This is a genomic window from Microbacterium terregens, from assembly GCF_039534975.1.
GTDB classification, from domain to species: Bacteria; Actinomycetota; Actinomycetes; order Actinomycetales; family Microbacteriaceae; genus Microbacterium; species Microbacterium terregens.
This window is the reverse complement of the sequence record NZ_BAAAWH010000001.1, coordinates 188,681-211,274: the sequence shown is the minus strand read 5'-3', so window position 1 is coordinate 211,274 and position 22,594 is coordinate 188,681. Positions and strand designations below refer to the sequence as shown.

At 68.7% G+C, this 22,594-nt stretch carries 22 protein-coding genes; 6 read left to right on the top strand and 16 right to left on the bottom strand.

From position 1 onward, the window contains the following. Positions 1–11 precede the first annotated feature (11 nt). The 4 genes from ABD655_RS00980 to ABD655_RS00965 all read right to left on the bottom strand — a co-directional run bounded on the left by ABD655_RS00980 (position 12) and on the right by ABD655_RS00965 (position 3,409). A complete protein-coding gene (locus ABD655_RS00980) occupies positions 12–998 on the bottom strand; it encodes an ABC transporter substrate-binding protein (protein WP_344710746.1) in 987 nt (328 codons plus the stop codon). A gap of 73 nt (positions 999–1,071) precedes the next feature. Continuing rightward, the gene (locus tag ABD655_RS00975; protein WP_344710744.1) at positions 1,072–1,524 is read right to left on the bottom strand and encodes a MaoC family dehydratase; all 453 of its coding nucleotides are present in this window, start codon (positions 1,522–1,524) and stop codon (positions 1,072–1,074) included. A 38-nt stretch (positions 1,525–1,562) separates the two neighbouring features. Then, positions 1,563–2,456, bottom strand: a complete 894-nt coding sequence (locus ABD655_RS00970; RefSeq protein ID WP_344710742.1) for an amidohydrolase family protein — start codon at positions 2,454–2,456, stop codon at positions 1,563–1,565. 20 nt (positions 2,457–2,476) lie between these two features. Then, positions 2,477–3,409, bottom strand: coding sequence for an SDR family oxidoreductase (locus ABD655_RS00965; protein WP_344710740.1), 933 nt, complete (start codon positions 3,407–3,409; stop codon positions 2,477–2,479). A gap of 94 nt (positions 3,410–3,503) precedes the next feature. Between ABD655_RS00965 and ABD655_RS00960 the strand changes: the two genes are divergently transcribed. After that, complete coding sequence (locus ABD655_RS00960; RefSeq protein ID WP_344710738.1) at positions 3,504–3,986, top strand: MarR family winged helix-turn-helix transcriptional regulator; 483 nt, start codon at positions 3,504–3,506, stop codon at positions 3,984–3,986. 249 nt (positions 3,987–4,235) lie between these two features. Here the strand turns inward: ABD655_RS00960 and ABD655_RS00955 are convergent, their stop codons facing one another. The 6 genes from ABD655_RS00955 to ABD655_RS00930 all read right to left on the bottom strand — a co-directional run bounded on the left by ABD655_RS00955 (position 4,236) and on the right by ABD655_RS00930 (position 10,735). Then, entirely contained in the window at positions 4,236–5,453 is a 1,218-nt protein-coding gene (locus tag ABD655_RS00955) for an MFS transporter (RefSeq protein WP_344710736.1), read from the bottom strand. A gap of 76 nt (positions 5,454–5,529) precedes the next feature. Then, entirely contained in the window at positions 5,530–7,056 is a 1,527-nt protein-coding gene (locus tag ABD655_RS00950) for an aldehyde dehydrogenase family protein (protein WP_344710734.1), read from the bottom strand. A gap of 143 nt (positions 7,057–7,199) precedes the next feature. Beyond that, positions 7,200–8,162 (bottom strand): VOC family protein, encoded by a 963-nt coding sequence (locus ABD655_RS00945; protein WP_344710732.1) that lies wholly within the window; start codon positions 8,160–8,162, stop codon positions 7,200–7,202. 23 nt (positions 8,163–8,185) lie between these two features. Continuing rightward, on the bottom strand, positions 8,186–9,286 hold the full coding sequence (locus ABD655_RS00940) for a PrpF domain-containing protein (RefSeq protein ID WP_344710730.1): 1,101 nt from the start codon (positions 9,284–9,286) through the stop codon (positions 8,186–8,188). Next, the gene (locus ABD655_RS00935) at positions 9,279–9,983 is read right to left on the bottom strand and encodes a 4-carboxy-4-hydroxy-2-oxoadipate aldolase/oxaloacetate decarboxylase (protein ID WP_344710728.1); all 705 of its coding nucleotides are present in this window, start codon (positions 9,981–9,983) and stop codon (positions 9,279–9,281) included. The genes ABD655_RS00940 and ABD655_RS00935 overlap by 8 nt, the downstream gene beginning before the upstream one ends. Further along, positions 9,980–10,735: a PIG-L deacetylase family protein gene (locus ABD655_RS00930; RefSeq protein WP_344710726.1), complete on the bottom strand. Its 756-nt coding sequence runs from the start codon at positions 10,733–10,735 to the stop codon at positions 9,980–9,982. The genes ABD655_RS00935 and ABD655_RS00930 overlap by 4 nt, the downstream gene beginning before the upstream one ends. A 221-nt stretch (positions 10,736–10,956) precedes the next feature. Between ABD655_RS00930 and ligM the strand changes: the two genes are divergently transcribed. Then, positions 10,957–12,363 (top strand): vanillate/3-O-methylgallate O-demethylase, encoded by a 1,407-nt coding sequence (gene ligM, locus ABD655_RS00925; protein ID WP_344710724.1) that lies wholly within the window; start codon positions 10,957–10,959, stop codon positions 12,361–12,363. Between the two features lie 60 nt (positions 12,364–12,423). On the opposite strand, the gene ABD655_RS00920 is transcribed toward ligM, so the two are convergent. The 3 genes from ABD655_RS00920 to ABD655_RS00910 form a co-directional block, all read right to left on the bottom strand. Further along, positions 12,424–13,632, bottom strand: a complete 1,209-nt coding sequence (locus ABD655_RS00920) for a cytochrome P450 (RefSeq protein WP_344710723.1) — start codon at positions 13,630–13,632, stop codon at positions 12,424–12,426. 28 nt (positions 13,633–13,660) lie between these two features. Next, positions 13,661–14,641: a PDR/VanB family oxidoreductase gene (locus ABD655_RS00915; RefSeq protein WP_344710721.1), complete on the bottom strand. Its 981-nt coding sequence runs from the start codon at positions 14,639–14,641 to the stop codon at positions 13,661–13,663. A 106-nt stretch (positions 14,642–14,747) separates the two neighbouring features. Next, on the bottom strand, positions 14,748–15,713 hold the full coding sequence (locus tag ABD655_RS00910; protein ID WP_344710719.1) for a LysR family transcriptional regulator: 966 nt from the start codon (positions 15,711–15,713) through the stop codon (positions 14,748–14,750). 93 nt (positions 15,714–15,806) lie between these two features. On the opposite strand from ABD655_RS00910, the gene ABD655_RS00905 reads away from it, so the two are divergent. Then, positions 15,807–17,159, top strand: a complete 1,353-nt coding sequence (locus ABD655_RS00905; protein ID WP_344710715.1) for an aminomethyl transferase family protein — start codon at positions 15,807–15,809, stop codon at positions 17,157–17,159. A 62-nt stretch (positions 17,160–17,221) separates the two neighbouring features. Here ABD655_RS00905 and ABD655_RS00900 read toward each other — a convergent pair whose 3' ends face one another. Then, a complete protein-coding gene (locus ABD655_RS00900) occupies positions 17,222–17,884 on the bottom strand; it encodes a GntR family transcriptional regulator (RefSeq protein WP_344710711.1) in 663 nt (220 codons plus the stop codon). A gap of 94 nt (positions 17,885–17,978) precedes the next feature. Between ABD655_RS00900 and ABD655_RS00895 the strand changes: the two genes are divergently transcribed. Beyond that, positions 17,979–18,752 (top strand): NAD(P)-dependent oxidoreductase, encoded by a 774-nt coding sequence (locus ABD655_RS00895; protein ID WP_344710709.1) that lies wholly within the window; start codon positions 17,979–17,981, stop codon positions 18,750–18,752. Positions 18,753–18,829: 77 nt separating this feature from the next. Here the strand turns inward: ABD655_RS00895 and ABD655_RS00890 are convergent, their stop codons facing one another. Continuing rightward, positions 18,830–19,948, bottom strand: coding sequence for a 5-methyltetrahydropteroyltriglutamate--homocysteine S-methyltransferase (locus ABD655_RS00890; protein WP_344710707.1), 1,119 nt, complete (start codon positions 19,946–19,948; stop codon positions 18,830–18,832). Positions 19,949–20,000: 52 nt separating this feature from the next. Beyond that, complete coding sequence (locus ABD655_RS00885) at positions 20,001–20,867, bottom strand: IclR family transcriptional regulator (protein WP_344710705.1); 867 nt, start codon at positions 20,865–20,867, stop codon at positions 20,001–20,003. 246 nt (positions 20,868–21,113) lie between these two features. Here ABD655_RS00885 and ABD655_RS00880 point away from each other — a divergent pair, with 246 nt between their 5' ends. Both ABD655_RS00880 and ABD655_RS00875 read left to right on the top strand, forming a co-directional pair. Continuing rightward, positions 21,114–21,896, top strand: coding sequence for an ABC transporter ATP-binding protein (locus tag ABD655_RS00880; protein ID WP_344710703.1), 783 nt, complete (start codon positions 21,114–21,116; stop codon positions 21,894–21,896). Further along, positions 21,883–22,593 (top strand): ABC transporter ATP-binding protein, encoded by a 711-nt coding sequence (locus ABD655_RS00875; RefSeq protein ID WP_344710701.1) that lies wholly within the window; start codon positions 21,883–21,885, stop codon positions 22,591–22,593. The genes ABD655_RS00880 and ABD655_RS00875 overlap by 14 nt, the downstream gene beginning before the upstream one ends. Position 22,594 lies beyond the last annotated feature (1 nt).

The window sequence follows — 22,594 nt, the reverse complement described above, 5'->3', positions numbered from 1 at the left end:
GGCGGTGGGAACTACTGGATGATGACCTTGTCGAGGTCCGGCTCGCTGTCGATGAAGCCGTACTTCAGCGCCATCGCGCTCAGCTCCTCGATGACGCCGCGGTCGAGGTCGCCGGAGAGGTTCTCCAGGGCGATGTTCTTCACGACATCGGCGGGCATGCCGGTGAACTCGACGATGGTGTCGCGGTAGCGGTCGGTGTCATCCATCGCCAGCGCGGTCGCCTCGGTGATCGCCGCGGCGAACGCTTCGGCGATCTCGGGGTTCTCTTCCACGTACGCCGTGGAGGAGAAGCCCACCATCGTGTACAGACCATCGATCGCGGTGAGCGGGTCGCCGAGGAAGGTCACGCCCTCGGTGGCCAGCGAGGCGCTGAGGAACGGTTCCGGAATCCACGAGGCGTCGATGTTGCCCTGCTCGAGCTGGGCGAGCTGGTCGGGGAAGGCGATCTCGATGAAGTTCACCGCGGCCGGGTCGCCGCCGTCCTTTTCGACGTACGCCTTCGTGGTCAGGTCGCCCTGGGTGTTGACGGCGTTGAGCGCGACGGTCTTGCCCTCGAGGTCCTTCCACGAGGCGATGCCGGAGTCCTCCTTGACGACGATGCCCGAGGGGGGCGGGTCGGCGACGGCGGAGAAGCCGGAGACGATGCTCATCTCCAGCCCCTGGCTGGCGGCGACGAGCACGGAGAGCGGGTTTCCGACGGCGAACTGGATCGACCCGCTGGAGACGGCCGGCAGAAGGGCCGCGCCACCCTGGCCGAGCTGGACCGTGACGTCGAGGCCGTGCTTCTCGAAGATCCCCTCATCGATGCCGAGCTGCACGGCGGCCGAGGGGGCGATCTGAAGCAACCCGACGGTGATGGGCGTGAGCTCGCCAGAGCCCTCCGCCTCCGCGGTCGGGGCGGAGGTCTCGCTCCCGCTGAGATCCCCGGACGAGCATGCGGCGAGCATGAGGCCTGCGGCGGTCACGGCCGCCAGAGCCGCGATTCGTGTGATTTTCATTTCAGTTACTCCTTTGTGAACTGTGCTGGGTGCCCGAGGGCGGATGCTGCGTGTTCAGTTGTGATTCGGACGGTCAGAGGTAGAACCGCTGGAGGCTGCGCGCGACGACAGCCGGCTTGGTGCCGCCTTCTGTCTCGATCGTCGCATCAACGGTGAGCTGGTAGCCGCCGGCGACCTCGGTCACCTCGACGACGGCGGCGGTCATGCGGATGCGGGATCCGACCGGAACCGGCGAGACGAAGCGGACCTTGTCCAGTCCGTAGTTCACCTTCGTCGAGACACCCTGGACATCGAGCAGCTCGACCCACAGCGGGATCAGCAGCGAGAGTGTGAGGAATCCGTGGGCGATCGGGGCGCCGAACGGACCGCCCTTCGCCCGCTCCGGGTCGGTGTGGATCCACTGATGATCGGATGCCGCGTCGGCGAACGTGTTGACGCGATCCTGCGAGATCTCGAACCAGTCGGTGTAGCCGAGGTCGGTGCCTACCAGGCCGGGCAGGTCGGTGTAGCTGACGGTGGTGGTCATGGTGCTCCTTGATGGTTCCGGCGAATGCGTTGCGAGGCTCATGAAGGCGTCCCGAGTCCCAGCAGGCGGGCGGCGTTGTCCTTCATGATCCCGGGCATGACTTCGGGTTTGAGCGCCGTCTGCTCGACGTCGCGAATCCAGCGGTCGGGGGTGATCATGGGGAAATCCGAGCCGAAGAGCACGCGGCGCTTGAGCATCGAATTGGCGTAGCGGATGAGCTCTGCCGGGAAGTACTTGGGGCTCCACCCGGACAGGTCGATCCACGTGTTGTGCTTGTGCGTCGCGACCGAGAGAGCCTCGTCCTGCCACGGTACCGAGGGGTGGGCCATGATGATCTGCAGGTCGGGGAAGTCCCCTGCGATGCGGTCTAGAAGCATCGGGTTGGACAGGCCGAGCCGGAACCCGTAGCCGCCCGGCATCCCCGCTCCGATCCCGGTCTGACCGGTGTGGAAGAGAGCGACGACACCCGCATCCTGGAGCGCGTCGTAGAGGGGGTAGTACGTCTCGTCGCTCGGGTCGAAGCCCTGGACGGTCGGGTGGAACTTGAACCCGCGCACTCCGTAGTCCTCGATCAACCGCCTCGCCCGGTCGACCGCGGCCGCGCCGGTGCGCGGATCGACGGAGCCGAACGGAATGAGCACGTCGTTGTGGCGCGCAGCGCCCTCCGCGATGTCCTCACTCGAGATCGCCGGGTGGCCCACCTGCGTCTGGGCATCGACGGTGAACACGACGGCGGCCATCCGGCGCTCGCGGTAGTACGCGGCGATGGAGTCGAGGTCCGGCCGGGGGCCGTCGGTGCTGAAGTACTTCGAGGCCGCCTCCGTCAAGGCGGCTGGCAGCGAGGCGTTGCCGCGGGCATCGACCTCGACGTGCACGTGCACGTCGATCGCGTCGATCGCGTCGAGGTCGATCGCCGATTCGTAGCGGGTCATGTGTCTCAGCCTTCGCAGTGTCAGGCCGACGGGGCTGGGCGGACCAGCTCTTCGGGCAGGGGGGGGAATTTCTCGCCGACCGGCTGGAGTTCCCCGCCGATGACGGTCGGGAAGTCCGCCTCGAGGGCCTCGTAGGACCACCCCTCGTCGTGGTAGGCGGTGACGACCGGTTCGGGGTGGGCCCATAGCTGCAGGCGGTCTCCGCCGATGCCGATGGCCTGGCCGGTGACGCCGGCTGCGGCATCCGATGCCAGATACGCGACCAGACCCGCGACGTCGCCGGACGTGCCGAACCCGAGGTCGTGGCGGAAGAAGGCGGGCATCGGATCGCCGGCCGCGTCGGCCTCGACGGCTGCCGCGAAGTACGGAACGGTGGCGGTCATGGCTGTCGCAGCGACCGGGATGACGGCGTTCGCGGTGATGCCGGCCTTCTTCAACTCGAGCGCCCAGGTGCGAACCATGCCGACGATTCCCGCCTTGGCCGCGGCATAGTTGGTCTGCCCGAAGTTGCCACGCTGCCCGGTGGGGGAGCCGATGCAGATGATCCGGCCGGCGATGCTGTTCTCCCGCATGTAGGTCGCGGCTTCGCGGACACAGGTGAAGGTGCCGCGCAGGTGCACGTTGATGACCAGGTCGAAGTCTTCATCGCTCATCTTCCACAGCACGGTGTCTCGCAGGACGCCGGCGTTGGTGACGAGGATGTCGAGGCGGCCGAAGTTCTCCACCGCCGCGGCGACCAGCTTCTTGGCGGTCTCGGTCGATCCGACCGGAGCGACCACGGCGACGGCTTTGCCGCCGGCGGCTTCGATGGTGGCGACGCCGGCGTCGGCGGTGGCGGCATCCACGTCATTGACGACGACGGCGGCACCTTGACGCGCGAGTTCCTGCGCGTACGCGAGTCCGAGCCCGCGGCCGGACCCCGTGACGATGGCTACCTTGCCTTCGAGTGACATGAACGCTCCTTTGTGTCTCGTGCTCATTGAAGTCGAGTTCATTGAGATTGTCAATCATTCGAAATCTCTACCAAGTTGTGTTTATGATGTGAGCATGTCGATGGCGAGCCGAACGAACAGCGGGACGCCGGCGAGCAATGACCGACTCTGGGACAGCGTCGTCGGCAACGACCTGAGCTTCCGCCTCGCTCGTGCGAACGCCCTTTCGTTGGCCGGCGTGCACGCGGCCCTGGCCGAATACGACCTGCGCGTGCGGTCCTACTCCGTGCTGGCGATCGCCGCCGAGGGTTCGCGGCCCTCGCAGCGCGAACTGTCGGAGTTCCTCCGTCTCGACCCGAGCCAGATCGTCGCGCTCGTGGACGATCTGGAATCTCGCGGGCTCGTCCGTCGCGAGCCGGACCCGCAGGATCGACGCGCCAATGTCCTGGTCGCAACGGACGGCGGACGTGAACTCTTCCGCGCCGCCCGTGCGGCGAGCCGGCGGGCGGAGCAGGAATTCCTCGCCCCGCTCGGCGCGCTCGGTGCCCCGCTCGACGCGGCGCTGCGCATGCTTGCCGGCGCGCCCGACGCCGACTGAGTCGGCGGTTCGGGTCTCCACACTCGTTCACTTGCCCCGCCTCCCTCTGTTCACTTGCCCTGTTCGTACGCGAAACCGAGCTTCCGGCGTACAAACAGGGCAAGTGAACAAAGGGGGGCCGCGACCGCGTGCCCAGGGCGAGCCGACAGGGCGGACGCGGGGACGGCGCAGACCGCCGAGAGGACGCGCGGACGGAGTCGCCGCCGAGAGGACGCGCGGACGGCGCAGAGCGCCGAGCGGACGCCCGGGTCAGCGCTCGAGCACGTAGCGGTCGCGGCCGACCAGCAGGCCGAGGAACAGTTGGCCGATCAGGACCGCACCGACCAGGATCAGCGGGGCGAGCCAGCCGTCGGTGAGGCTGATGAGCGCGCCGAAGAGGATCGGACCGGCCGCGGCGATGAGGTATCCGCCGGACTGCGCCATTCCCGACAGGGCGCCGGCGGCCTGGTGCGTGCGGGCGCGAAGGCTGAACAGGCTGAGGGATACCGCGAGGGATGAGCCCGAGGACAGGCCGCACAGGATGACCCACACCAGGAAAGCCTGCGGGAACGCGATGAGGCCGCCGACGCCGATGATCGCCAGGACCGGGACGAGGGCGGGCGCAATCCGCTTGATGCGGCCGCGCAGCAGCAGGGGAACGGTCAGCGAGCCGACGATCGCGCACAGCTGATAGATCATGACATCGATGCCGGCCACCACTTCGGCGCGGCCCAGAGAGTGGGCGATCGGCGCGAACCAGGTCACGAGCATGTAGAAGATGCTCGACTGCAGGCCCATGTACCCCAGCACCTGCCAGGCGAGCGGGTCGGTCCAGATGCCCGTGCGCGGGCGCCGCGCCGTGGATCCCGCATCGCGCGGGCGACCGCGCAGCGACAGCAGCCACGCGACCAGCGCGAACGGCAGCAGCGCGCCGGTCCACAGCAGTGCGCCCTGCCAGCCCAGTTCGCCGGTGCCCACTTCGATGTGCGAGATCGGCACCACCACGCCCGAGGCGACCGCCCCCATGCCGGCCAGCAGGGCGGTGAACGCGGCGGTCACGACGGTGATGCGGTCGCCGAAGTCCCGCTTGATGACCGCGGGCATCAGAACGTTCGCCACCGCGATGGCGGAGCCGATCAGCGCGGTGCCCAGCCAGAGGTTCACCGGCGAACCCGGGATCGATCGCCAGATCGTGCCGACCGCCATGAAGATGAGGGACCACAGCACGACGCGCGGCATCCCGAATCGCGCGCTGAGTCCGTGCGCGAACGGGGAGACCACCGCGAAGGCGATCAGTGGAACGGCGGCCAGCGCGCCCAGCGCGGCTTCGCTCGTACCCAGGTCTTCGGCGACCTGCGCGAGGAGCGGGCCCAGGCCGGTGATGGTCGCGCGAAGGTTCGCCGCGATGAGCAGGACGGCCACCAGCAGGAGCAGCCGAGGACTGCTGCCGTGCTCTGCGACGCGGTCGACCGTGCGGGGAGCGGTCATCGGGTGTGCCCCGATGACCGCGCCGCGCGAGCGAGACTCCTGGTCAGGCAGAACGATCCTCCCTGACCCGGCACGGTCAGTGCGCCTGCGCCGCGAGGGCTTCAGCGTCGATGTGGGCGATGGAGCGGGTGTCCTGGAAGGCACGGATGCCCTCGATGCCCTGCTCGCGCCCGAACCCGGACTGCTTCATGCCGCCGAACGGCGCCCGCAGGTCCAGTCGCGTCGCGCCGTGGTCATTGACCCACACGTAGCCGCAGGCGAGCTGGCCGCCGACACGGTTGGCGGCGTCGACGTCGGCCGTCCAGACCGAGCCGCAAAGCCCCGCCCACGTGTCGTTGGCCGCGGCGATCGCCTCGTCCTCGGTGTCGAAGGGGAGGATCGGGATGACCGGACCGAACTGCTCCTGGGTGACCACGCGCAGCGCGGGGTCCGGGTCGACGACGATCGCCGGGCGCAGGAAGTTCCCGCCGGCAAGGTCCCCACCGGGGAGCTCGCCGAACTCGCGCACGTCGGCGCCGGCATCCTTCGCCTCCTGGATGATGTCCTCCACGAACGCCTTCTGCGCGCTCTGGTGCAGCGGCCCCATCGTGGTGCCCTCGTCCAGCCCGTACCCGATCACGGCCTTGTCCAGCCGTGCCGACAGGCCCTCGACGAGCTCATCGATGCGCGAGCGGTGCACGTACAGCCGCTTGGCGTTCATGCAGATCTGACCCGTCGTGTCGAACACGGCGGCGTAGATGCGGTCCAGGTGGGTGTCGTCGAGGATCGCGTCCTCGAGGAACACCGCCGCGTCATTCCCGCCCAGCTCGAGCGTCACCCGGGTGAGCGACTTCGATGCCATCTCCATGATGCGCTTGCCGCCGTTGACGCTGCCGGTGAAGCACACCTTCGCGACGTCGGTGTTGGAGATCAGGCCGGACATGTTCTCGTCCTTGCCGGTGACCACGTTCAGCACGCCGGCGGGAAGCTTCTCGGCGATCCGCTGCACGACCCGGGTGAGCGCCAGCGGCGTCGAGGGCGGCGGCTTGACGATCGCGGTGTTACCGGCCAGCAGCGCGTGCGGGAGTGCGGCGCCGAGGATCGCGATCGGCCAGTTGAAGGGCACGATCAGGGTCACCACGCCCAGCGACTGGTACGAGACGGAGGTCTCGACCGGGATGCCGGGAACCACGGGCAGGACCTTGCCCGTGTCGACCTCGTCGGCGAGCATCAACGCGAGGTTCCACCGGATCTCGAAGACCAGGGAGTCGACCCAGGCCTCGAAGCGGACCTTGCCGTTCTCCTGCGACAGGATCGCAGCATCGGCATCCCGTGCCTCGGCGATCCCTTCCAGCGCCGCGCGCATCTGCTCGGCGCGCTCGAGGGCCGAGAGGGCTGACCACGCCGGATAGGCGGCCTTCGCCGCGGCGACGGCGTCGTCGACGTCCTGCGGAGTGGCGGAGGCCGCGCGGCCGACGATCACGCCCGGTTTGCCCGGGTCAGCGACATCCAGGGTCGCGGCGGTGTGCCGCTCTTGGCCGCCGATGTACAGCCGTGTCCTGATTTCCGTGCCGGCCTCGCCGGTGACCGCGGTCGCGGAGTCCGCGCCTATCGTGTCCGTCATGTCCACACCCCTCTGTGCGTTGTTGCTCAGATTGTTGCCGAGGGCCCTGCCCAGCGCAGCGCCCGATCTCTGTTCATTCCACCACTGATTCGCTCAGCGGGGGCGGGAACGTCCCATGAGCCGGGCGCCGGCGCGGGAAAGGTTCAGTCTGCGACGACGTCCACGACCGGCGTGCCGTGCGTGTGGAAGCTCTCGATCGTCTTCATGCCCCACGCCTGGCCCTTCTTGCGCTCTTCCTGGCTCCACTCCACGACGGGCTGGTCCGGGTCCAGCAGCAGGCGCGCGCCGGCGTTGGCGAACTCGATGCGGTTGCCGCCGGGCTCCCAGACGTACAGGAAGAAGGTCTGGTTGATCGCGTGCTTGTGCGGACCGGACTCGATGTAGATGCCGTTCTCGATGAAGATGTCGGCGGCCTTGAGGATGTCCTCGCGCGTGTCGGGCGCGAAGGCGATGTGGTGCAGGCGGTTGCCGTGACGGGTCCAGTCATCGGAGTAGACCACGTCGTAGGACTTGTTGTTGAAGTGGAACCACCATGCCGCGTAGCCGCCGGCATCCAGCTTGATGCGCTCGCTCTCGCGACCGCCGAGAGCGTTGGCGATGAACTCGCCGTTGGCGACGACGTCCTTGGCGAGGTAGTTGATGTGGTCGAGGCGGCGGGCGTTGACGCCGTAGCCCGGGAAGCGCGATGCCTGGTTCTTCAGAGCCGGCTTGTCATCGGTCGCGACATAGCGTTCGGTCTCGTAGTAGATCGCCATGGCGTGGCCGTCGGGGTCGGTGAACTCGAACGTGGGGCCCGTTCCGACCTCGCCGTCGACCCAGCTGCCGCCGAAGCCCGTCTCGGTGATCGCTGCGACACGGCGCTGCAGCGCATCCTCACTGGATGTGCGGAACGTCGTGCGTCCCACACCCGCGGCATCGGATGCCGTGAGCTTGATCGTGTACAGCTCGTACTCGTCCCACGTGCGCAGGAAGACGGAGTCGCCCTCCTCGGCGACGACGCGCATCGCGAGCAGGTCGGTGAAGAACGCCTTGCTCTCCTCGAACTTGGGTGTGAGCAGCTCGACGCTGCCGATGTGGGCGACGTCGAACGCGGTGAAATCGGTCATCGTGCGGTCCTCTCTGGCGGGTGTTACAGGCGTGGTCGCGGAAAGACCACGCCGTCGAAGATCTTGCGGGCGGTGCGGGTGGAAATCGATGTGGCGTGCCACTGGCCGTCGTCGCCGAGCTGCACCTGAACGCGGGCGGGGAAGGTGCCGCCGGGGTGTTCGATGAGGTCGGGACCGGTGTCGGTCAGCGCCGCGATGTCGGCGCCGACGGCGCCGGGGATGCGGATGCCGGCGGCCACGGACGCGGCCATGAGCACGCCGATCGAGGTGTGGACGCGAGCGGGGATGAAGGCGCGGGTCGAGACCGCGCCGCCGTGGAGCGCGGGCGAGAGCAGGAACATCTTCGGGACGGTGGCGTGCGCCACATCGCCGAGGCCCATCGCCGGCCCTGCCTGCAGGCGGATGCTCTCGAGCGCGACCTTCAGATCGATGCGCTCTTCGAGCTCGGCCGGGGACTCCGTGCCCGCGACGCCGAATTCGTCCGCGCGCAGCAGGACGACCGGCATCCCGTTGTCGATGAGCGTGACGGAGTGACCGTTGAACGTGTCGGAAACGCTGCCGGACGGCAGCAGCCGCGCGTCGGGGCCGGGACTGAGGGCGATCTCGATGCCGGCGGCGGTACCGGGCACGCCGTCGATGGCCGTCCCGGTGCCGGACGAGGCGCCGTCGTAGTCGACGCGGCCCTGCGGCGTGAGGAAGGTCTCGATGGCGAGGTCGCCGGTGTTCACGAGCCGGATGCGCACCGTCGTGGTCTCGTCACCCGGTGCGACGAGTCCGCGCTCGACGGCGAACGGGCCGACGCCGGCCAGCAGATTGCCGCACGTCTGCGCGTCGCTCACGGTGGCCTGGTCGACACCGATCTGCAAAAAGAGATAGTCGACGTCGACGCCGGACTCGGCCGAGCGCGACACGAGGGCGACCTTGCTGGTCAGCGGGTGCGCACCCCCGAGGCCGTCGATCTGGGTGGGGTCGGGGCTGCCCATGATCCGCAGCAGCAGGCTGTCCCGCTGCGCGGGCTCGACGGGCAGGTCCTCGGTGAGGAAGTAGGCGCCCTTCGACGTGCCTCCGCGCATGAGCATGCAGCGGATGCCGTCGCCGGAGGGATCGCGCACGTCCTCAGTCACGGTCGTATTCCGCCTGACTGACGTACCGGACGCCGAGGTCGGCGAGGAGCGGGCGCAGCGAACTGACGTCCAGCGAGAGTTCGCCGGCCTGGTAGCGGAGCCGGGTGGCCGCCTCTTTCGCGGCACGCGCCTGGGCGGCTTCGAGGGTCGCCGCGGCGCGGGCGCGCGGCACGATCGTCACGCCGTCGTCGTCGGCGACCACGATGTCGCCCGGGTTCACCACGACGCCTCCGAGCACCACCGGAACGTTGACCGAGCCGGCCGTGTCCTTGACGGTGCCCTCCGAGCTGATGTGCGCGGTCCACACCGGAAAGCCCATGGTGCGCAGTTCGCCCGTGTCGCGCACACCGCCGGAGGTGACATAGGCGCGCACGCCGCGCTCCTGCATCTGCGTGGCCATGAGCTCGCCGATGAACCCGAAGGGGGAGTCGGTCGTGGGCACGACGACGACGACGTCGCCGGCGCGGGCCTGCTCGATCGCGGCGTGCACCATCAGGTTGTCGCCCGGGGCGGTCAGCACGGTGATGGCGCTGCCCGAGATCGACACGTCCTGCTGGATGGGACGGATGCGGGGACCGACGTAGCCGATGCGCCCCATCGCCTCGTGGACGGTCGCCGAACCCAGTTCGGCGAGCGCGTCGACGGTCGCGGCATCCGCCCGCTCGATGTCGGTGACGACGACGTGATCGGCGCTCATTCGAGGATGTCCGTGACCGCGGGGTAGTAGCGCACGTACGCCTCGCCCATCGTGTCCACCGGCAGCCCCAGGTTCGGGCCGGCGTTGCGCTTGAGCTGAACCCCGCGGCGCACCGCGAGCGAGGTGTAGTACTCCCACATGTGCTTCTGGGCGGGCAGGCACTCCATCGCCTTCTGCTTCATCGGGAACGCGGCCGTGATGTCCAGGAGCACGTTCGGCTTGAAGTCCGACTGCTCGGGCTGGTGGGGTTCGAAGAAGAACACCGGCGGTGCGCCGATGATCTCGTCGGTGGTGGGGAAGGTGCCGTCCGAGTTGGCCACACCGATCGCCTGTGCCAGGACGCGGGCCTCCAGCGCCATGCGCGCGGCCGCCGGGTGGTCGCCGTTGTACGGATCGGCCAGCGGGTGCGTCAGCACCACGGTGGGCTGCACGCGGCGGAAGACGTCGACGAGCTTCGCGACGGTCTCGGTCGATTCGAGCAACGGGTAGTCGCCGGCATCAAGGAACTCGATCTCGGCGCCCAGGGCGGATGCCGCGGCTGTCGCCTCTTCGCGGCGGATGGCCTTGATCTCATCGAGCGACTTGCCCTGCAGCCACTGGCTGGCCGACTCGCCGCGCTCTCCATACGACACGCAGACCACGACGGCCCGCTCTCCGCGCAGAGTGGCGGCGGCGATCGCACCGCCGGCACGCCAGACGAAATCGCCGGCGTGGGCGCTGACCACGAGAAGCGTGCGGGTTGACTCAGCCAAAGGGACTCCTGACTCGACAATCTCCGCCGACGGCGGACAGCGGGCATGGGTAACCGCAGCGAACACGGCCCGGCCCGTGAACCCAGAGAACCACACCCCTAGCGCAATGGTCAAGATTCTGGTTACAATTTTGGTGACCCTGAAATCCCTCTGGACATAGGGAAATGTTCTCCGTACCATCGCGGCAGGACCACAAAGACGAAGATGTTGAAGGGAACGACATGGCCAGCAATCTGCAGGAAGTCCTCGACGAGGCGGGCAATACCGTCGAACACCTGCGTAATTCGCAGCTCGGGACGTACATCTACCCGGTCGTTCCGGCCGAGTTCACCAACTGGCGCCGCGAGCAGATCGCGTGGCGTGAGTCGGCGGTGCTCTTCGACCAGACGCACCACATGGTGAACTTCTTCATCTCGGGACCCGACGCGCTGAAGCTGCTGTCGGAGACCGGCATCAACAGCTTCGCGAACTTCCCGCTGAACACGGCGAAGCAGTTCGTGCCGACCGCCTCCAACGGCGGTGTCATCGGTGACGGCATCCTCTTCCGCGAGGGAGAGAACGACTACGTGTACGTCGGCCGCGCCCCCGGCGCCAACTGGCTGCAGTTCCACGCCGAGACCGGCGGGTACAACGTCGAGACGCGCTACGACGACCGTTCGCCGTCGCGCCCATACGGTGCAGCCGTGCACCGCGAGTACTACCGCTTCCAGATCCAGGGCCCGAACGCCTGGCAGATCATCGAGAAGCTCAACGGCGGAGCGCTGGAGAAGGTCCGGTTCTTCCACATGGGCGAGCTGACGATCGCGGGCGAGAAGGTTCGCACGCTTCGCCACGGCATGGCCGGCGCCCCCGGGCTCGAGCTGTGGGGCCCCTACGAGCAGCACGGCAAGATCCGCGACGCGATCCTCGAGGCCGGCCGCGAGTTCGGCATCGAAGCCTGTGGCTCACGCGCCTACTCGTCGAACACGCTCGAGTCGGGCTGGATCCCCTCGCCGCTGCCCGCCATCTACTCCAGCGAGGCCGAGCGCGGCTACCGCGAGTGGCTGCCCGCGAACAGCTACGAGGCGATCAACGCGCTCGCCGGCTCGTTCGTCTCGGACAACATCGAGGACTACTACCTCAACCCGTGGGAGCTGGGCTACGGCTCGTTCGTGAAGTTCGACCACGACTTCATCGGTCGTGACGCGCTCGAGAAGATCGATCCCGCCGCGCAGCGCAAGAAGGTCACGCTGGCCTGGAACGACGAGGACCTCGCCAAGCTGCTCACCACGCCGATCGACCGCGAGGGCACCGGATACCAGGTCTTCGACCTGCCGAACGCGAACTACGGCTCGTCCAACTACGACGCCGTGATCGACGCGAACGGTGACACGGTCGGCCTGTCGCTGTTCACCGGTGTGACCGCCAACGAGAAGCGTGGACTGTCGCTCGCGACCGTCGACGTCGACGTGCCGGTCGGCGCCGAGGTGCGCGTGGTCTGGGGCGAGCCCGACGGTGGATCCAAGAAGACGACGGTGCAGCCGCACGAGCAGCTCGCCGTCCGTGCGATCGTCAGCCCGGTGCCGTACGCCGTCACGGCCCGCAACGAGTACCAGGGCGGGTGGCGCACCGCCAGCGTCGCAAGCTGATCACTGAGAAGGGGACGGATGCCGCGGCATCCGTCCCCTTCTTCGCGCCCGGGCCGCGGCTCAGCCGCGGTGCACGCGCACCGGCATGTGCTCCCAGCCGACGAGGGTGTTGTTGAGGTGGCGCTGCTCCGGAGCGGCGGGTTCGATGTCGACGATGCGGTCCAGCAGCGCGTCGAGCACGCAGATCGCCTCGAGGCGGGCGATGTGCTGTCCGACGCACTGGTGGATGCCCATCCCGAACGCGACGTGGCCGGACGGGTCCCGGTCCAGGTCGAACGTGTCGGGGTCCTCCCACCGCCGCGGGTCGCGGTTGGCCGAGCCCAGGAACATCAGGATCTTCTCCCCGTCGGCGATGTCCACCCCGCCCACCTGCAGGTCGCGCGTCGCGGTGCGGAAGAAAGTCTGCACCGGCGAGGTGAGCCGCACGGCCTCCTCGAACGCCGTCCGCGTGAGGGAACGGTCGCGCCGCAGCCGGGCGACGGCGCCCGGGGTGTGCGCCAGAGCGTGCACGATCGCCGCGATGCCGGTCACGGTGGTATCGACTCCGGCCGTCAGCAGTGAGCGCACGATCATCGGCGCGTGCTCGGGCGAGATCTCGCCACGATCGGCCGCGGCCCAGATCTGCGCCCCGAAACCGTCCTCGGTGAGGTTCTCGCGCAGACACTGCCGACCGATCCACTCCGTCACGGGCGGCATGTGCGGCGCGGCACTCGTGACGAGCTCGTTCGGGGGGCCGAACGCGTTGAAGGCGAAGTCGCCGTAGGGGAGCAGGTTCTCCCGGCCCTCTTTGCCGATGCCCACCGCGTCCGGGAAGACCCGCAACGGGAAGACCTCCGCCAGATCCGTGACCGCGTCGAATTCCTCGCCGCGGTCGAGGACCGCATCGACGACGGTCGCGGCATCCGCCCGCCATTGCTGTTCCAGATCGCGCAGACGCCGCGTGGTCAGCAGCGGCGCCACCACGGCCCGAGGCCCGTCGTGGCGCGGCGGGTCGGCCTCCAGCAGCACGCTCGGCGGACGCCACGGCTTCTCGTGCCGGAAGTTCGACAGGCCGACGCCGGCCGCCGACTGGAAGGACTGCCAGTCCACGAGGGCGGCGTGCACCTCGTCGTACCGCGCCATCGCGTACACGCCGTACTTCTCGAGGCGGACGACCGGCCCGGCATCGCGCAGGGCCGCGTGGTGCGGCAGCGGATCGCGCAGGAACTCCAGGTCGAACGGATCGATGGATGCCGCGTCCGGCGTGGTCGGAGACTCGACGATGCTCATGGGTTTCCTTCGTGATTCGGTCGGTCGTTCACAGGTCGAGTACGAGGCGGTCCGAGACCGCCCGTGAGATGCACGGGTACAGGCAGCGGGATTCCGCGCGCTCCGCCTCGCTCAGCAGTGCGTCGCGGTGGTCGGGGACGCCACGCAGCACACCGGTCTCGCACGTGCCGCAGACTCCCTGGGCGCACGAGGTGATGACGTCCACGTCGACGCGGCGAAGCGCGTCGACGATGGACTCGTCCTTCTGCACGGTGACCACGGCGCCGCTGCTGGCCACCTCGACCTCGAAGACGGTGGCCGGGCGGTCGGCATCGCCGCGCGCGGTGAACCGTTCCAGGCGGACCCGGTGGCGCCCCAGCGGAGCGGCCCACAGGTCGACGGCGTCGAGCATGCGCTCCGGCCCGCAGGCGTAGACGACAGGCGGGACGGCAGGGTCCGGCATCCAGTCGTCGATCACCGCGCGGCCGCTCTCGTCGGCGGCGTGGACGGTCACCCGCTCGCCGTACTGCGCCAGTTCGTCGAGGTAGGCGAGGCGGGCGCGCGACCGGCCCAGGTAGAGCAGCCGCCACGGATCGCCCAGGAGCTCGGCCTGGCGGACCATCGGCATCAGCGGGGTGATGCCGATGCCACCGGCGACGAACAGGTATCCCGGTGCGGGGGAGAGGCGGAAGTTGTTGCGCGGGCCGCCGAAGCCGACCGTGTCGCCGGCGGTGAGGCGCGTGTGGATGTGCTCCGAGCCGCCGCGCCCTTCGCGTTCGCGCAGCACCGCGATCGTGAAGCTGTGCGCATCCCAGCGGTCGCCGAGCAGGCTGTACTGGCGGGTGGTGCCATCCGGCAGCACGATGTCGATGTGCGCGCCCGGCGCCCAGTCGGGCAGTCGCTCGCCGCCGGGTCGGGCGAGCGTGAGCTCCACGACATCCTGCGCCACGTCGCGGCGGGCGGTGACGACCAGCGTGCCGCCGTGGGCGGCGTTGCGACGAGCGGATGCCGCGGTCAGCGTATCGGCCATCGCGAACTCCTTGCCGGGCGGCATCGGCGCCGCTCCACCAGGGACGCTACGCGGCCACCGCAGAGGGTCGAAGCCGATTTCCGTTGAACGGAATCGCTGGGCGTGCCTACGGCGACGTCGCGGATCCGCGGGCGGCACCGTGGATCGCGAAGAACTCGCCGTGGGTTCCGCGCACGGCCCGCACCACCGTCTCGTAGAGCCAGTCCAGGGCGCCCAGCTGCTGCGTGGTGGTACGCCGGTACAGGCACACCTCCACCGCCTGCATGTCCAGCGGCAGGGGGTGGACCACGAGGGGCCAGCTCTGCGCCCAGCCCGAGGCGATCGTGTCGGGAACCGTGGCGAGCAGGTCGGGACTGGTCGCCAGCAGCGGCGGCAGCGAGGCGAAGTGATTGAGCACGACGTCCGTCCGCAGCACCGCGCCGGCCCTGCGGAACGCGGACTCCAGGCGGGGCAGCCCGGAGTCGCCGGCGACGACCACGTGATCGGCGGCGAGGTAGTCCGCGAGCGTGATGCCGCCCGGCGCGGAGGCGAGCGGATGCTCGCGGGACATCAGCACGCCGTAGGCCTGCGACTTCAGCACGGCGTGCTCGAACCCTCCCGCGACCGGAGACGAGGTGACGGCCAGGTCGATCGTCCCCTGCGAGAGCCAGTCGGGCAGCGCCTGCACGTCCAGCGGCACGGCCTCGACGCGCAGGTGCGGAGCCGCGGAGCGCACGGCGCCGAGAATCGAGGGGAAGTACCCGATCTCGCCCAGCTCCGACAGTGCGATCCGGGACCGACGCCGCGACTGCGCGGGGTCGAAGCCGACGACGCCGTCGATCGTGCGGTCGATGCCCGCGAGTCCGTCGCGGAATCCGGGGAACAGGCCGACCGCCATCGGCGTCGGTTCCATCGTCCGTCCCACGCGCCGGAACAGGGGGTCGTTGAGGTCGCGCCGCAGCCTGCCGAGGGCTTGGCTCACCGCCGGCTGGGTCACGTACAGGCGCGCGGCGGCTGTCGTGAGACTTCGCGTCTCGTACACCGCCACGAACACTCGGATCAGGTTGAGGTCCACGAGCGCCGGGTAAGGCATCCTTTCTCGTCCATAACCACTGCTTATGCAAGATCGTAGGCCCGATATGTCCTGGTGCATAGCATGGGAGTCTCAAGGAACGAAGGAGTCTCCATGCCCGAGTCACTCGCGCAAGCCATCACCCGCGCCGGGAGTGCCGTGGACCTGCTGCGCAACGCCCAGGCCCGCCCCACCGTCTTTCCGGTGACGCCGGAGTTCAGCAACTGGCGCTCCGAGCAGCAGTCGTGGCGCACCTCGGTCGCGCTGCTGGATCAGTCGCACCACATGACGGATCTGTTCATCACCGGCCCCGACGCGCTCAGACTGCTCTCGGATGTCGGCGTGAACAGCTTCGCGAAATTCCAGATCGATCAGGCCAAGCAGTTCATCGCGGTCAACCACGAGGGCTACCTGATCGGCGACGCGATCCTGTTCTATCTCGCCGAGCAGTCGTTCGACCTCGTCGGATGGCACATGGTGCTGGACTGGGTGCAGTTCCACGGCGAGACCGGTGACTACGACGTCTCGTTCGAACGCGACGCCAGCTCGGTCGTTCGCGAGGGCGACCCGAAGCTGTATCGCTACGAGCTGCAGGGCCCGAACGCGCTGGCTCTGATGGAGAAGGTCACCGGCGCCGAGGTGCCGGCGACGAAGTTCTTCGGAATGGCGACCTTCACGATCGACGGTGTCGAGGTGCGCTCGCTGCGCCACGGCATGGCGGGGCAGCCGGGCTTCGAGCTGTTCGGTCCCTGGGCCGATGGCGAACGCGTTCGCGCGGCCCTCATCGCCGCGGGCGAGGGCCTGGACCTGGTCCTGGTCGGGTCGAAGGCGTATTCTTCCGCGAACCTCGAGTCGGCCTGGGTGCCTTCCCCGCTTCCCGCGATCTTCAGCGGCGAGGGCACCGATGCGTACCGCGAGTGGCTGCCGGTCACCCGCACCGGGTCGCTCGCCGGGAGCCTGAACTCGGATCGGATCGAGGACTACTACATCACGCCGTACGACATCGGCTACGGGCGGAGCGTCGCATTCGACCACGACTTCATCGGCCGGGCCGCGCTCGAGCGTCACGCCGCCGCGCAGAACCGTCAGAAGGTGACGCTGGTGTGGAACCCCGAGGACGTCGCATCGGCAGCGCAGTCCCTCCTGGAGCCCGGCCTGCCGGTCAAGTACATCGACTTCCCCAAGGCGCGCTACGGCCAGCACCAGCTCGACCGGGTGCTCGTCGACGGGAAGGACGTCGGGATCTCCCATGACGTGGGCTACATCACGAACGAGCACGCCTTCGTGTCGCGCGCGAGCATCGACAACGATCACGCGACGCCCGGCACCGAGGTCGAGGTGATCTGGGGCGAGGAGCCGAACTCGCACAAGCCCGCGGTCGAGAAGCACCGTCAGGTGTCGATGCGGGCGACCGTCCAGCCTGCGCCGTACTCGGCGTTCGCCCGGGAGAACTACCGCAAGAGCTGACCCTCGCTCCCTTGGCCGCGAGACAGCGGCGCCTATCCGGTCTCGCGGTCGAGAGGGGCGGGTCAGGCGACCTCGCGCAGGGCCCCGATCACGCTCAGCAGGTGCGCACGCACGGCCTGCTCCGCGGCGGCGGGGTCTCGCGCGACGATCGCGTCGATGATCGCCGCGTGCTCGAGCACCGACACCTTCGCGCGCTGCGGACGAGACGAGAGCTTGAACTGGTGACGCACGCTCTGTGCGTGCAGGCGCGCGAGCACTTCCGAGGCTGTGTGGTGCCGGCTCAGCACGCGCACGCGCTCGTCGAGCCGCTGGTTGAGCCGGGAGTACTCCACGAGGTCACCGTCGGCCACGGCGTCGATGAGGTCCTGGCGGAGGTGGAGGAACTCCTGGATCTCGCCGTCCGTGACGGATGCCGCGGTCTTGGCGGCGCACAGGCCCTCGACCCCGATGCGGACCTCGAGAATCTCGATCGCCTCTTCGACCGAGATCGCTCGCACCCGTGATCCGCGATTGGGGAGGCGCTCGACCAGTCCCTCGTTGGCGAGTTCGAGCAGCGCGGTGCGCACGGTCGCACGGCTGGCCGCGAACGTGTCGCTGAGGTCCGCTTCGATGAGGCGCTGGTTGGGGGCGTACTCTCCCCGCACGATCGCGTTGCGGATGACATCCGTCACCCGTTCCTCGGACGTCGCGGCGCTTGCAGCCGCGTCCTCGGCGGTCATCGACATCGAGTCTCCTTCGGGTCAGCCGAGACCGTAGGCCCAAGCTCCAACCACTATTGTCAACAATATAGAGGCGAATGCCCGTGGGTGGGAGGTCAGTATGCGCATTGCGGTCCTGGGGTTGGGTGAAGCAGGGAGCATCTACGCGACCGACCTGCCGACACGCGGTGCATCCGTCGTCGGTACCGATGTGCGCATCTCGGCCGCTCCGGCAGGGGTCGACCGGGCGGACGACATCCCGCGCGCCGTGCGCGGCGCCGACGTCGTCCTCAGCCTGGTCGGCGCGAGTTCCGCGGCATCCGTCCTCGAGGAGGCGCTGCCTGCGATGGGTGCCACCAGCATCTTCGCCGACATGAACACCAGCGGACCCACCGACAAGCGAGAGCTGGCCGCCGTCGCGGCGGCGCGCGGCATCCCGTTCGTGGATGTGGCGATCATGGCGCCGGTGCCGCGCGCCCGCATCGACACGCCGCTGCTGCTGAGCGGCCCCGGGGTCGCGCAGCTGCAGCCCTTCCTGCGGGATCTGCGCATTCCGGCGACCGAGGTCGGTCCGGAGCCGGGAGCGGCGGCCCGACTGAAGCTCCTGCGGAGCGTCTTCATGAAGGGACTGGCCGCGGTGGTGGTCGAGAGCGTCACCGCCGCCGAGATCTTCGGCGCCGAGGAATGGCTGATCGGCCAGATCGCCTCGGAACTCGGCGCACCGGACCGCACGGCGGTGGATCACCTCATCGATGGCACGACCAAGCACGCCGTGCGGCGAGAAGCCGAGATGATCGCGGCGCGCGAGTTCCTGCGGTCGCTCGATACGCCGCATCCCATGACCGACGGCACGATCGAGTGGCTGCACGCGGTCGCCGGACGCACCGGTCGCTGAGTCCCGAACCTGCCGCACGCTGAGCTTGCGGACGCGTCGTGGGTCGGCCGTTCGCCGCGCTCAGGCCCCGTCAACGCCTACGCGTCGGGCCACACCTCGGCCGCCAGCGCGACCGTCTCCTCGACCTTGGCCCACTGCTCGGACTCGGTGAGGACGTTGCCCTCCTCGGTCGAGGCGAAGCCGCACTGCGGGCTCAGCGCCAGCTGCTCGATCGGCACGATCGTGGCCGCCTCGTCGATGCGGCGCTTCAGCTCGTCGGGGTTCTCCAGCGCGCCGGACTTCGTGGTGACCAGGCCGAGCTCGACGACCTTGTCGCCCTTCGGGAGGAACCGCAGCGGCTCGAATCCGCCGGCGCGTTCACTGTCGTATTCCAGGAAGTAGCCGTCGTAGGCGGTCTCGCCCAGCAGCTGCTCCGCGACCGGCTCGTACCCGCCGGACGAGATCCACGTCGAGCGGAAGTTCCCGCGGCACACGTGGGTCGTGATCACCATGTCGGCCGGCTTGTCGCGCAGCGACGCATTGACCAGCGCCGCGTAGCGCTCGGGCAGATGATCGGTGCGGATGCCGCGCTCGGCGGCTTTTGCCAGCTCGACGTCCGAGCACAGGTAGGCCCACGCGGTGTCGTCGAACTGCAGGTAGCGACAGCCGGCGTCGTAGAACGCCTGCACCGCGCTCCGATAGGTCGCGGCCAGGTCCTCGAAGATGTCGTCGTGACCGGCGTAGGAAGAGCCCGCGAGCGCGTCGCGCTCGAGGCGGAAGTCGAGCACCGTCGGGGCAGGGATGGTGAACTTCGCCACGACACCGGCGGCGTCGGCGATCGGCTTGAGTGCGCGGAAGTGCTCGATCATCGGGTGATCGCTCGGAAAGCCCACGGTCCCGTCGATGTGCAGCCCGAGCGGTCGGGTCTGGACCCCTTGGAACTGGATGCCGTGATCGAGCTCGACGAGATTGACGCCGTCCAGCATCCCGAAGAAGTCGAAGTGCCACCATGACCGTCGGAATTCGCCATCCGTGGCGACCTTCAGGCCGGCGGCCGCCTCACGAGCGACGAGCGCGCTGATCGCCTCGTCCTCGACGAGGCGGAGGCCCGCGGCGTCGAGTTCGCCGGCTGCGTGACGCGCACGTGCGACCTTGATCGCCTCGGGACGCAGGAAACTGCCGACGATATCGGCGCGGAACGGGGGGTTCACAGACATGCCGCCAACTTTAGTTCCCAGGTGCGGAAGGCCGCGCTGACGTGTCCTGACGTTACGACGGTGCCACCGCGGAGATCGACTCGAGGTACTCCATCGACCGCACCGAGGAGGTCACGAGCGGCCGGAAGCGGCCGCCGGGAGTCGCGGCGGGATGTGCGGTCGGCAAGTACGCCGCCCGCATCGCCACCGTGATCTCGCGCGCGGCCCGGGTCAAGAGCTCGATGTGGCCGAGGGTCGGTGCATCGTCGTTGGGCACGACGACACCGATGGCCGCGATGACATCCTCGTGCGCGCCGTACACGGGCACCGCGATTCCGCGCGACTCCTCATGGATATGTCCGTTGCAGACCGCCCAGCCGTCCGCCCGCACCCGCCGCAGCTTCGCGTACAGGTCCGCCTCGGTCCGGATCGTGTGCGGTGTGTAGCGGCGCATCGGGCCGGCCAGTACGGCATCCACCACGGCCTGGCCCGAGTGGGCCAGAAGAACGAGCCCGCTCGAAGAGGCGTGCAGCGGGATCCGCCCGCCGATGAGGGTGGCGTTCACCACGGCGTCGCGCGTCGAGAGCCGATCCAGGAACAGCACCGCGGTGTCGCTGAGCACCCCGAGCTGCGTGTGCTGCCGCACGCGCGCGTGGACGGCCTGCAGATACGGACGGGCGAGCTCCCTCAGGCCCAGGGCTCCTGGCGTGCGGCACGCCAGCTCCCACAGCCGCACGCCCAGACGATACGTCCGGTCGGGCAACCGCTCCAGCAATCCCTCCCGCTCGAGCTCACCCACGATCCGGTGCGCGGTGGAGGGCGCCAGCCCGGCTCGCTCGGCGATCTCCGAGAGTGTCAGAAAGGGGACCGCCGCCTCGAACGTCCCGAGGATACGAAGATGCTTGGAGAGGACGGACTCGCCGTCGGATGCCCTTGCCACCGTTACTCCTCATCGAGCGCGTCGCCGCCGGACACGGCCGCCCGCCATCCTATGCTCGAATTCCATTGAACGGAACCCGAGTTCGCGTGATTTCGCCGCCAGAATAGGCTCTAAAGCGGCGGAATCATCACGATTTCGAAACTCGTTCCAAAATCGTTGACAATCTCGTCCGCGATCCATAACGTTCCATGTGGTGAAAGATCGCTTTACATCCCGAGCAATGGGGCGATCGGGGAGAGGTGGCGAATGGCCGCGCGATTGAAGCTGAAAGACGTTTCGCTGCGCTTCGGCGGCATCAAGGTCCTCGAAGAGGTCACCTTCGATGTGGAACCCGGCGCGATCTTCGGACTCGTCGGTCCGAACGGCGCCGGTAAGACTTCACTGTTCAACTGCATCAGCGGCCACTACAAGCCGTCGTCGGGGTCGATCATGATCGGCGAGACCGAGGTCGCAGGCGCACAGCCGTCGGCGCTGGCCGCCCATGGTCTGGCACGCACGTTCCAGCATCCTGCGCTGCAACTGCACGCGACCGTGCTCGAGAACGTGCTGCTGGGTGCGCACACACGACTCTCCGGCGGCCCGGTGGAGTGGTCGCTGCGACTGCCCCGCACGACGCGGTCCGAGAAGAGCCTGCGCATCGAGGCGCGCGCGCTGCTCGAACGCAACGGGCTGGGCTGGGCAGCCGACCTCCACGCCGATGAGCTCTCGCACGGCCTGCACAAGGGCATCGAGCTGTGTCGCGCACTGCTGTCCAAGCCGCAGCTGCTGCTGCTGGATGAGCCCGCCGCCGGCCTGCCGCACGCGGAGGTCGAGCAGTTCATCGCCTCCATCAAACGACTGCGCGACGAAGAGGACGTCACGGTGGTCATCGTCGAGCACCACATGGGCCTGATCGCCGCGCTGACCGACCGCGTCGTCGTCCTCGACCATGGTCGCAAGCTCATGGAGGGCACGGCGGCTGAAGCACAGTCCGACCCGCGCGTCATCGAGGCCTACATCGGCAAGGAGGCCGCGGATGACGCTGCTTGAGCTCACCGATGTGACCGCCTTCTACGGGCCTGTCCAGGTCCTGGAAGGCGTATCGCTCTCCGTTCCCGACGAAGGCGCCGTGGGCATCCTCGGCGCGAACGGTGCCGGCAAGACGACCACGCTCCGCGCCATCAGCGGAACCGTGCGCGCCGGCGGCCAGATTCTCTTCGACGGCAAGAACATCCGAGGGATGCGGCCGGACAAGGTCGCCGCCCTCGGCATCGCCCACGTGCCCGAGGGTCGTGGGACGCTCGCCGACCTCACGGTTCGAGAGAACCTGCGCGTCGGCGCGTACCTGCGCAAGGACCGCAAGGGCATCGAGGCGGACATCGAGTACTGCCTGGACCTGTTCCCGAATCTCAAGGAGCGGATCCGTTCGCACGGCTCGGCGCTCTCGGGCGGTGAGCAGCAGATGCTGGCCGTCGCTCGCGCCGTGATGGCCAAGCCGCGGCTGATGCTTCTGGACGAGGCGTCTCTCGGGCTCGCGCCGAGCACCGCCAAGAACGTCTATCAGGCGATCGGCCGACTGCGCCGAGAGTCCGGGATCGCGATGCTCGTCGTCGAGCAGAACGCGAATCTCGCTTTCACTCTGGTCGACACTGCGACGGTCCTGGAGACCGGCCGCAGCGTTCTGACCGGCACCTCGACCGAGCTCAAGGGCATGGACGAGATCCGACGCGCCTATCTGGGAGGCTGAC